Annotated in this window: 11 protein-coding genes; 7 read left to right on the top strand and 4 right to left on the bottom strand. The window is 74.6% G+C overall.

The window, feature by feature from the left end:
• The 3 genes from AB7J25_RS28590 to AB7J25_RS28580 all read left to right on the top strand — a co-directional run.
• Positions 1 to 99: winged helix-turn-helix domain-containing protein (locus AB7J25_RS28590; protein ID WP_428514121.1), on the top strand; the 99-nt coding region annotated here is incomplete at its 5' end.
• Between the two features lie 2 nt (positions 100 to 101).
• On the top strand, positions 102 to 1490 hold the full coding sequence (locus tag AB7J25_RS28585; protein ID WP_428514119.1) for a sensor histidine kinase: 1389 nt from the start codon (positions 102 to 104) through the stop codon (positions 1488 to 1490).
• A gap of 862 nt (positions 1491 to 2352) precedes the next feature.
• Positions 2353 to 3231, top strand: coding sequence for a hypothetical protein (locus tag AB7J25_RS28580; protein ID WP_428514117.1), 879 nt, complete (start codon positions 2353 to 2355; stop codon positions 3229 to 3231).
• A 76-nt stretch (positions 3232 to 3307) separates the two neighbouring features.
• Here AB7J25_RS28580 and AB7J25_RS28575 read toward each other — a convergent pair whose 3' ends face one another.
• Genes AB7J25_RS28575 through AB7J25_RS28565 form a run of 3 tightly spaced genes read right to left on the bottom strand, consistent with a single transcriptional unit; the run spans position 3308 to position 5029 of the window.
• On the bottom strand, positions 3308 to 3595 hold the full coding sequence (locus tag AB7J25_RS28575) for a hypothetical protein (RefSeq protein WP_428514115.1): 288 nt from the start codon (positions 3593 to 3595) through the stop codon (positions 3308 to 3310).
• 43 nt (positions 3596 to 3638) lie between these two features.
• Positions 3639 to 4094, bottom strand: a complete 456-nt coding sequence (locus AB7J25_RS28570; protein WP_428514113.1) for an ABA4-like family protein — start codon at positions 4092 to 4094, stop codon at positions 3639 to 3641.
• A complete protein-coding gene (locus AB7J25_RS28565) occupies positions 4091 to 5029 on the bottom strand; it encodes a hypothetical protein (protein WP_428514111.1) in 939 nt (312 codons plus the stop codon). The genes AB7J25_RS28570 and AB7J25_RS28565 overlap by 4 nt, the downstream gene beginning before the upstream one ends.
• Before the next feature lie 80 nt (positions 5030 to 5109).
• Here AB7J25_RS28565 and AB7J25_RS28560 point away from each other — a divergent pair, with 80 nt between their 5' ends.
• Positions 5110 to 5823 carry a TetR/AcrR family transcriptional regulator gene (locus AB7J25_RS28560; RefSeq protein WP_428514109.1) on the top strand — a complete coding sequence of 238 codons (714 nt, stop codon included), beginning with the start codon at positions 5110 to 5112 and terminating at the stop codon, positions 5821 to 5823.
• Here AB7J25_RS28560 and AB7J25_RS28555 read toward each other — a convergent pair.
• Positions 5799 to 6743: a TAXI family TRAP transporter solute-binding subunit gene (locus AB7J25_RS28555; RefSeq protein WP_428514107.1), complete on the bottom strand. Its 945-nt coding sequence runs from the start codon at positions 6741 to 6743 to the stop codon at positions 5799 to 5801. The genes AB7J25_RS28560 and AB7J25_RS28555 overlap by 25 nt on opposite strands.
• Before the next feature lie 60 nt (positions 6744 to 6803).
• Here AB7J25_RS28555 and miaB point away from each other — a divergent pair, with 60 nt between their 5' ends.
• The 3 genes from miaB to AB7J25_RS28540 form a co-directional block, all read left to right on the top strand.
• The gene (gene miaB, locus AB7J25_RS28550; protein WP_428514105.1) at positions 6804 to 8258 is read left to right on the top strand and encodes a tRNA (N6-isopentenyl adenosine(37)-C2)-methylthiotransferase MiaB; all 1455 of its coding nucleotides are present in this window, start codon (positions 6804 to 6806) and stop codon (positions 8256 to 8258) included.
• Positions 8258 to 8716 (top strand): Rv2732c family membrane protein, encoded by a 459-nt coding sequence (locus AB7J25_RS28545; protein WP_428514103.1) that lies wholly within the window; start codon positions 8258 to 8260, stop codon positions 8714 to 8716. The genes miaB and AB7J25_RS28545 overlap by 1 nt, the downstream gene beginning before the upstream one ends.
• A 15-nt stretch (positions 8717 to 8731) precedes the next feature.
• A partial coding sequence (locus AB7J25_RS28540) for a LacI family DNA-binding transcriptional regulator (protein ID WP_428514101.1) occupies positions 8732 to 9366 on the top strand: 635 nt, incomplete at its 3' end.

Genomic DNA, 9366 nt, shown 5'->3' with positions numbered 1-9366 from the left:
AACCGCAGCCTGGACGTCCACGTCGCGTCGCTGCGCACCAAGCTCGGCCGCCCCGAGCTGGTGCAGACCGTCCGCGGCGTCGGCTACCGGCTGGGGTAGCGGTGCGGAGCAGGCTGCTCGTCGTCACGCTGTTCCTGATGGGCCTCCTGGCCGCCGGACTGGGGGTGCCGCTCGCGGTCGCCACGGCGCAGCGCGAGCAGCTCGCCGTCTTCGCGGACCGGTTGAGCGACACCGTCTACTTCGCCTCCATCGCCGAGCGCCCGCTCACCGAGGACGACGCCGGCGCGCTCACCCGCTTCGCCGCGGAGCTCGCCCGCCACGACGACGTCTACGGCATCGCGGTGCTGCTCGTCGGGGAGGACGGGCGGACGCTCGCCGCGTCCCGGCCGGACCCGCCGCTGCTCGATGAGCAGGCCGCGGAGCGGGTGCGGCTGGCGCTCGCCGCGCGTGGTTCACAGCCCTACCCGCTGATCCTGCCGTGGGACGACAGCGCGATGGTGCTGGCCGAGCCGGTGCTCGTCGACGGGGAGGCGCGCGGCGCCGTCGTCACGGTGTCGCCCACGGCGGGGCTGCGGACGGCGGAGCTGCGGGTGTGGTCGCTGCTCGCGGCGGCCGTCGCGCTCGCGCTCGGGGTCGGCGCGCTGGTCGCGCTGCCGGTGACCCGCTGGATCCTGCGGCCGGTGGAACGCCTCGACGAGGGCATGGGCCGGGTCGCGGCCGCCGTGCTCGCGGGTGGGACGGCCGAACCCGTCTCGGACGGCACGGGGCCGCCGGAGCTGCGGCGGCTCACGGCGTCGTTCGACCGCATGGCCGCGACCGTCACCCAGGCCCTCGCGGCGCAGCGGGCGTTCGTCGCGGACGCGAGCCACCAGCTGCGCAACCCGCTCACGGCGCTGCGGCTGCGGCTGTCGAACCTGGAGGGCCACGTCGACGAGGTGGCCGTCGAGGACCAGATCGCGGCGCTGGAGGAGGCCGAGCGGCTCTCCACGCTGCTCGACGGCCTGCTCGCGCTGGCCCGCGCCGAGCGCACGCTGACCGTGCAGCGGGTGGACGTCGACGCGGGCGTCGAGGACCGTCTCGACGCCTGGCGGCCGCTCGCCGAGCACTCCGGCCTGCGGCTGGTCCGCAGCGGTGCGCGCGGGTTGACGGCCGGGGCGGCGGCCGGCGGGATCGAGGCGCTGCTCGACGCGGTGCTGGACAACGCGGTCAAGTTCTCCGAGCCGGGTGGCACGATCACCGTCTGCACGGCGGCGGTGGACGGGATCGTGGAGATCACCGTGCGCGACACCGGCCCGGGGCTCCCGCCGGACGAGCTGGAGCGGGCCACGGACCGGTTCTGGCGCAGCCCGGGCCAGCACAACGTCGAGGGTTCCGGGCTGGGGCTCGCGATCGCCGCCCGCACGGCCGAGCTGGCGGGCGGCGACCTGCGCCTGGAGCTGCCCGACGGCGGCGGCCTGCTGGTGCGGGCCCGGCTGCCGCGGGTGCCGTGATCCGGAGCTCAGATCAACTCGCTGAGCTGGGAAAACGGGAGGTTCGCCTGGCGCGGGCGGACTACCCTGCTACGCACGTCTGTGGGGGGCGGCGGATGCATGTGCGTGGTCGCGTTGTGGGGGTCGGGGTCGCCTGCACGGTGGTTCTCGCCGGGTGCGGCGGGCCGTCTCCGCTGGACCCTCCGCGGTCGTCCGGCGTCGGGGTGACGGGGACGTCCGCGTCCGGGGGCGCCACGTCGGGGACCAGGCAGACCCTCCCCTCGTCGGCAGCGTCGTCGGCAGCGTCGGCATCGTCAGCGTCAGCGTCGTCGTCGGCATCGGGCGGGACCGGCACCGGACGGCCGACGTCGCCGCGGCCGTCATGGACGACGTCGCGGGCCTCTCCCACACCCCGGCCCTCTCCCACGCCCCGGCCCACCAGCAGCGCCGGGCCCTCACCGCTCGCCATCCCGGCCCACGGGGTCTCCGGCCTGGACTACGACGACCCGGAGGCGCAGGCCGAGATCGCACGGGTCCTGCGGGAAGCCTGCGGCGGGTCGCTCTGTCTCGCGTACCGACCGGAGCGGCGGCCCTGCACCATCGCAGGCGGCCCCGGCGGGACGGTCCTAACGAGGCCGCCCGCCGGGACGGTCGTCGCCCGCGGCTCCACGGTGACCGTCCGGTGCAGCACCTCCGACAGTGACGACCCAGAGCCGGAGCCGGACGACCCAGAGCCGGAGCCGGACGACCCGGACCGGACCGGACGGCCACCGAGCACGAGCAGCACGAGCAGCACGAGCTCGAGCACCCGGAACAGTGGCGACGGCTGATGAGCCCGTCACGGGCGGGACGGGCGTCGCGTCGGATGCACCGCACTGTCGCGATGCGGCCGCGACGGGCGGTCCGGCGCGGGGCGGGGGACAGCCGCTCCGGCCTCCTCGCCGTGCTCACGGCGATCCTCGCACCCACCACGCTGCTGACGGCGGTGATGTTCTACTTCGGATGGTCGTTCAGCTACCACTACTTCGACAGCTTGGGCGTCGAGTTCACGGTGCTGGGCTTCACGACCCAGGACTACCTCCTCCGCAGCGTCGACCCGCTCTTCGTGCCGGTCGTCGTGCTGGCCGCGCTCGTCCTGGCGGTCCTGTGGATCTACGATCTGGCGGCCGGCCGGGTCGGGCCCGCCCGGCTGCGGGTGCTCGGCCGCCGCATCGCCCCGGCGCTGGTGCTGTGCGGTGCACTCCTCGTCGGGGCGGGCCTCTACCGGCTCGCCGGACGCACCGACCTGGAGTTCTTCCTGATCGCCTCGCCCGTAGCGCTCGCCCTCGGTGTGCTCCTGCTGCATCTCGCGTCAGCCTGCCTCCGGGCGTCGCCGCCTTCGCTGACGGAGCGGGCGGCGGTGTTCGTCCTGGTGGGGATCAGCGTGTTCTGGGCGGCCCAGCTGTATGCCTCGGAGGTCGGGCGCATCCGGGCCGAGCAGACCGTCGCCGACCTGGACGGCGCGCCCTGGACCACGGTGTACAGCGAGAAGCCGCTCAGCATCCACGCACCGGACGTCGTCGAGCAGGCCTGCGCCGCGGAGGACGCCGCGTACGGCTTCCGGTACACGGGCCTCGTGCTGGTCCTGCAGTCCGGCGACCAGTACGTGCTGCTGCCGCGTTCGTGGGCGCAGCTGCGCGCGCCCGCGATCGTGCTGCCACGCTCCGACGCGATCCGTCTGGAGTTCGCCCCGCGGTCCTCACCGCAGTCCTCGGGCTGCTGATCGCCGCCCCGGTGCGCCCACGCGGGCGAGGGCGCACCGGAAGCCGGGCGCACGGCCCGCGACGGCCGGAGGATCCTCAGGGTCCGGTCAGGTGGTTGTGCACCTGGTGCACGGTGACGGCGGGCGGGCCGGGCACCCCGACCTCGGCGGTGATCGGTCCGATCTGCGAGTCGGCGAAGGCCTGCCACTGCTCGGCGGTCTCCCACACGTCGACGACGCGGATGCCGTCGTCCGTGGCGGTGACCCAGTGGAACAGCGCCCCTTCGGGGCCCGTACCGCCTTGGTCCAGGCCCATCTTCGCGATCACCTGGTCGTACTGCTCGAGCGTGCCTCCTGCGAAGTCCATGACGATGGCGACGGCCATGTCCCGCTCCCTCCACTCGGTCGCGGCCACCGCACGGGCCGCATCAGGGGCTCGCTTCGGCACCGTCGCGTGTTAGCACCGTTCGGCGCGCGGTCGCCAGGACCGCCAGGTAGGCGAGGAAGCCGAGCGGGCCGAGCAGGATCGTGAGGACCAGCACCGGTGCCATGACGAGCGGGTGGATGCCGCGTTCGCGGGCGTCGAGGTAGGCCCAGCGGCCGACGAACAGGTCGAACGCGATGAAGTGCGCCCACCCGGCCGCCACCCCGGCGGGTGTGGCGAGCAGCGCGGCCACCCCGGCCGCCGTCGGGTTCGCGACCGCCGCGAACACGGTCGCGAACCCGGGGAGGACGGCGAGCGCGTAGACCAGCGCGGGCGGAACCGCGATCAGCGGCGAGGCGATCACGCGCTCGGTGACCCGCCAGGTGGGCGCGAGGATCATCAGTGCCCAGAACGGTGCGGCCAGGGGGAAGGCCAGGGTGAACAGGATCTCGGGGCTCACCGGCCGGCCCTCCCGGCCGGGACGGCGATCCGGCCTTGCGGCAGGGCCCACGCCAGGCCGGCGGCCGTGCCCAACCCGATCGCCGCTGCGGCGCCCAGCGTCCAGACGTCCGGGGCGATCAGTGGCTGGCCGCGCAGGGCCTGCCAGGTCACGAGCACGACGACGGCGGCGTAGGCGGTCCCGACGACGCCGACGATCCGGGTGCGCGCGGTCTCGTCGAGCCGGTCCCGCCACCGCCCGCTCAGCACAGCCAGGCCCGCGGCCAGCAGCGGGAGGAGCTGCAGGGCGTGCATCCCGACGAAGTGCCCGATCCGCAGGTCGCCGCCGGTGGTGCTCCAGCCGAGGAGCGGCAGGCCCGGGCCGCCGTCCGCCACGCCGACGGCGTGGGCACGCGGGATCGCCATGAGGAAGGCCTCCGCCATCCCGAGCAGCGCGATCCCGAGGCCGAGGCGGACGGCGAGGTCCAGCGGGCGGCCACCGTCGGCACCGTCGGCACCGTCAACGCCGCCGACCCGCTCCCGCAGGAACCGCAGCGCGACCGCCAGCGTGGCGAACCACAGCACGACGATCGTGGCGCCCATGAGGTTCCAGAGCATGTTGTCCGCCAGCGTGTCGTCGTTGTAGTGGCTGCGCACGCCGCGAGCGGCCTGGCCGACGATGACGGCCATCTCGATCACCGACGCCACGACGATCACCCAGCCCGAGCGCTGCAGCGCGCGTTCGCGCAGCTGGCCGAGCAGCCAGGCGAGGGTGCCCGCGTAGAGCACGAACGAGATCGAGAACTTGAGGGGTTTCAGCCACAGCGGGGCGCCGAGCAGCACGCGGTCGTCGACGACGGCGAGCACCGCCGTCACGACGGCGAGCCCGGCCATCCCGACCGCGAGGCCGTAGAGCCCGCGGTGACCGCGGCGCGCGTCGGCGAGGAGGGTTCGCATCGGATCTCCCTAACAGTGTTAGTCTTAGCGAACGGCGCCAGTATTGCCGCGGTGCCTAACACTGTCAAGGAGATAGAACGATGTCAGTCGAGGGGTCGGTGCGGGACCGTCGAAGAGCGGAGACGGTCGCGGAGATCAAGGAGGCCGCACTCGGCCAGCTCGCCGAGGCCGGGCCCGGCGGGATGTCGCTGCGCGGCGTCGCGCGGGCGGTCGGCATGACGGTGCAGTCGCTCTACCACTACTTCGGCAGCCGCGACGCCCTGCTCACCGCCCTTGTCGTCGACGCCCACAACGCCCTCGCCGACGCCGTCCAGGCGGCCGCCGACGCCACCCGCGGGCGTCCCGCGCTCGAACGCCGGCTCGCCACCACCGGGGCCTACCGGCACTGGGCGCTCGCCAACCGCGCCGCGTTCCTGCTGCTCTACGGCACCCCGGTGCCCGGTTTCGAGCCGCCGGCCGACGCCGTCGGCGCCGCTGCGTTCCGCCTCGCTGGCCCGTTCCTCGACACCACCTTCGACGGCTGGACCCGCGAGCAGCTCGCCGCCGTCCCGCTGCCGCCCGCCACCGGGCCGATCGAGGATCTCGACGGCATCAAGATCCCGCTGCCGCCGGGGGCGCTGGCCCTGTTCATCGAGCTGCGCGCCCAGATGCACGGCCTCGTGATGCTGGAGCTGCTCGGCCATCTGTACCCGTTCGGCGAACACGCCGAGCTGCTCTTCCAGGGTGCGATGCAGCGCTCCAGCGCGACCCTGGAGGCGCTGCGCACCGGTCAGCCGGTCTTCGCGGCCCGGTAGAACCGCTCCGCCCCCGGGTGCAGCGGAACGGGCTGCGTGCCGATCGCCGCCCGCGTGTCGATCCGCAGCGCGGCTGCGCTCGCCCGCGCCAGCGCCACCTGCTCCCCGAAGAGCACCGACACCAGCGCCTCGGCCAGGGCGTCGGGCATCCCGGCCGGCACCAGGAGCACGTTGCGGACCAGGAACGTCGTCACCGGGTCCGCGATGCCGTAGGTGCCGGCGGCCACCGTCCCGGGGGCGTACTCCGGGTAGCGCGCCTGCACCGCGGGCAGCAGGTCCTCCAGGTCCAGCAGGCGGATCGGCACCGCCTGCGCCAACCCCGAGACCCCGGCCGTCGGCACGCCCCCGGACCAGAAGAACGCGTCGATCCCGCCGGCCTGCAGCGCCGACGCGGACTCGTTGATGCCCAGCGCCTGGGCCCGGACGTCGGTGTCCGGACGCAATCCGGCCGCGGTGAGCAGCCGCCGCGCGATCATCCTCACCCCGGAGTTCTTCGCGCCCACCGACACCCGCATCCCGCGCAGGTCGGTCACCGACCGCGCCGGGGACGTCGCCGGTACGACGACGTGCACCACGTCGTCGTAGATCCGCGCGAGGCCGCGCGGGGCCGTCAGGCCGGTGGTTCCGCTCCCTGCGAGCCGGTCCGCGACCGTGTCGACCTGGCTGAACACGACGTCCGCCGCCCCCGAGGCGAGCAGCGCGAGGTTCTCGACGGACCCGGCCGTCGCCAGCACTGCCGGCCGCGCGGAGAGCTCCAGCCGGGACTGCCACGCCTGCGCGAGCGCCGTGCCGAGCGCGAAGTACACCCCCTGGGTGCCGCCCGTCGCGATCCGCAGGCGGGTGTCGGCGAACGGGGCGGCGCAGCCCGCGAGCAGGCCGGCGCCGATCGCGGCGAGGAGGGCACGGCGCGGCAGCGGCACGTGCCGCATCCTGCCCGCCCCGCGGCCCGCTTGTCAGGGCAGGCGCCTACCCTCGACGTCGTGCCGCGCAGCTACACCATCCGCACCTACGGGTGCCAGATGAACGTGCACGACTCCGAGCGGATGGCCGGGCTGCTCGAGTCGGCGGGCTACGCGCGCGCCGAGGACGCCGCCGAGGCGGACGTCGTCGTGTTCAACACCTGCGCGGTGCGGGAGAACGCCGACAACAAGCTCTACGGCAACCTCGGCCACCTGCGCCCGGCCAAGAACGCCCGCCCCGGCATGCAGATCGCGGTCGGCGGCTGCCTCGCGCAGAAGGACCGCGCCGAGATCGTGCGCCGCGCCCCGTGGGTGGACGTGGTGTTCGGCACGCACAACGTGGCGGCCCTGCCCGTCCTGCTGGAGCGGGCCCGGCACAACGCCACGGCGCAGGTGGAGATCGCCGAGGCGCTGGAGGTCTTCCCGTCCACGCTGCCCGCGCGGCGCGAGTCCGCCTACGCCGGCTGGGTCTCGATCTCGGTGGGCTGCAACAACACCTGCACCTTCTGCATCGTCCCGTCGCTGCGCGGCCGGGAGCGCGACCGGCGCCCCGGTGACGTCCTCGCCGAGGTGCGGGCACTCGCCGCCGAGGGTGTGCTGGAGGTGACGCTGCTCGGGCAGAACGTCAACTCCTACGGCGTCGAGTTCGGCGATCGCGGCGCCTTCGCGAAGCTCCTGCGCGCCTGCGGGGACGTGCCGGGCCTGGAGCGCGTGCGGTTCACCTCGCCGCACCCCCGGGAGTTCCGCTCGGACGTCATCGCCGCCATGGCGGAGACGCCGAACGTCTGCCCGCAGCTGCACATGCCCTTGCAGTCGGGTTCCGACGCGGTGCTGCGCGCGATGCGCCGCTCCTACCGCTCCGGGCGGTTCCTGGAGATCCTCGACGAGGTGCGCGCCTCGATCCCCGAGGCCGCCATCTCCACGGACATCATCGTCGGCTTCCCCGGCGAGACGGACGCGGACTTCGACGCCACGCTGGAGGTCGTCGCGAAGGCCCGGTTCGCGCAGGCGTTCACGTTCCAGTACTCACCCCGGCCCGGCACGCCTGCGGCCTCGCTCCCGGACCAGGTGCCCAAGGCCGTGGTGCAGGAGCGCTACGAACGGCTGGTCGCGCTGCAGGAGGAGATCTCCTGGGCGGGCAACCGCGCCCGGGAGGGCCGCGTCGTCGAGGTGCTGGTGGCGACGGGGGAGGGGCGCAAGGACGCCGCCACCCGGCGGCTGTCCGGCCGGGCGCGCGACGGGCGGCTCGTGCACTTCACCCCCGGCGAGGCCGCGATCCGGCCCGGGGACGTCGTCTCCGTGGCGGTGACGTACGGGGCGCCGCACCACCTCGTCGCGGACGGGCCGGTGCTCTCCCACCGACGGACGCGGGCGGGGGACGCCGCCGAGCGCCCCCGGCCGTCGGGCACGGGGCTGGGGCTGCCGGGGTTCGGCCCGCCGGTCGCCGCGGCCGGCACGTCCTGTGGAGCGCTGTGATGGCCGAGGACGACCTCTCCCCGCTGGAGGCCGAGCTGGCGGACGTCGAGCGTGCGGTGCAGCGGCGCGTCGAACCCGGTGCCCTCGCCGCGGGTGTCGTCGTGGGGATGCTGATGCTCGTCGCGTCGCTCTCGCTGCCGTGGACGGGCAGCATCCGCGGGTTCGAGGTGCTGCTCGGGCGGGCGGAGCTGGGAGTGCTGCCGGTGCTGTTCGTCGTGACGTCGTTCGGCTTCGGGGTGGTGGGTTCGATCGCCGCGCTGGCGACGCGCTGGTGGGGCCTCGCGTGGATGTGCGCCGTGGGCAGCGGCTTCTCGATCGTGACCGGCGTGTGGGCGATCTGGTCGCGGCAGGTCACCGTGCTGCACGGAGGCGACCCGGCCGGGTTCGGGCTCGTGCTCGCCGTCCTCGGCATGGTGGTGCTGACGTTCAGCTGGGTCCGGATCGCGCTGAGCCGGTAGGTGGGGGACCGCTGGATGGGCGACCCGGACATGACGGCCCGGCCGCAACCGCATCGGCCGCCGACGCTGGAGTCGGTGGCGGCCCGCGCCGGGGTGTCCCGGGCGACGGCGGGGCGGGTCCTCCAGGGCTCCTCGACGGTCGGCGAGGCGGCGCGGGAGGCGGTGCTGAAAGCGGCCGCTGAGCTGTCCTACGTCACGAACCGCGCCGCCCGCACGCTGATGACGCGGCGCAGCGACGCGGTCGCGTTCGTGGTGGCGGAGCCGGAGGAGCGGTTCTTCTCGGACCCGTACTTCGCGCGGATCCTGCGCGGGGCGCATGCGGTGGTCGCCGAGCACGACGTCCAGCTGGTGTTCGCGGTGCTGGGCGACACCGCCGAGCGCGAGCGGTTCGAGCGGTTCGCCCGTGGCGGGCACCTCGACGGCGTCGTGTTCGTGTCGCTGCACGGCGACGACCCGCTCCCGGGGCGGCTGCGGGCGGCCGGGATCCCGGTGGTGCTCGCGGGCCGGCCCTTCGGCGAGATGGGGCCGCCGATGCCGTACGTGAGCGCGGACAACGTCGGCGGGGCGCGGATGGCGGTGCGGCTGCTGGCCGAGCGCGGGCGGCGGCGGATCGCCACGGTGACGGGACCGCTGGACATGACGCCGGGCGT

The sequence above is a fragment of the Pseudonocardia sp. genome (assembly GCF_050246655.1).
GTDB lineage: Bacteria > Actinomycetota > Actinomycetes > Mycobacteriales > Pseudonocardiaceae > Pseudonocardia.
Note: the sequence above shows the minus strand (reverse complement) of the source record. Positions and strands in the feature narration are given on the sequence as shown.

What these genes read in the sequence shown, in the direction of transcription:
- AB7J25_RS28545 (WP_428514103.1), top strand. Translation starts at nt 8,258, where the DNA reads ATGGCCGAGGACGACCTCTCCCCGCTGGAGGCCGAGCTGGCGGACGTC.
- AB7J25_RS28560 (WP_428514109.1), top strand. Translation starts at nt 5,110, where the DNA reads ATGTCAGTCGAGGGGTCGGTGCGGGACCGTCGAAGAGCGGAGACGGTC.
- AB7J25_RS28575 (WP_428514115.1), bottom strand. Translation starts at nt 3,595, where the DNA reads ATGGCCGTCGCCATCGTCATGGACTTCGCAGGAGGCACGCTCGAGCAG.
- AB7J25_RS28565 (WP_428514111.1), bottom strand. Translation starts at nt 5,029, where the DNA reads ATGCGAACCCTCCTCGCCGACGCGCGCCGCGGTCACCGCGGGCTCTAC.
- AB7J25_RS28580 (WP_428514117.1), top strand. Translation starts at nt 2,353, where the DNA reads ATGCGGCCGCGACGGGCGGTCCGGCGCGGGGCGGGGGACAGCCGCTCC.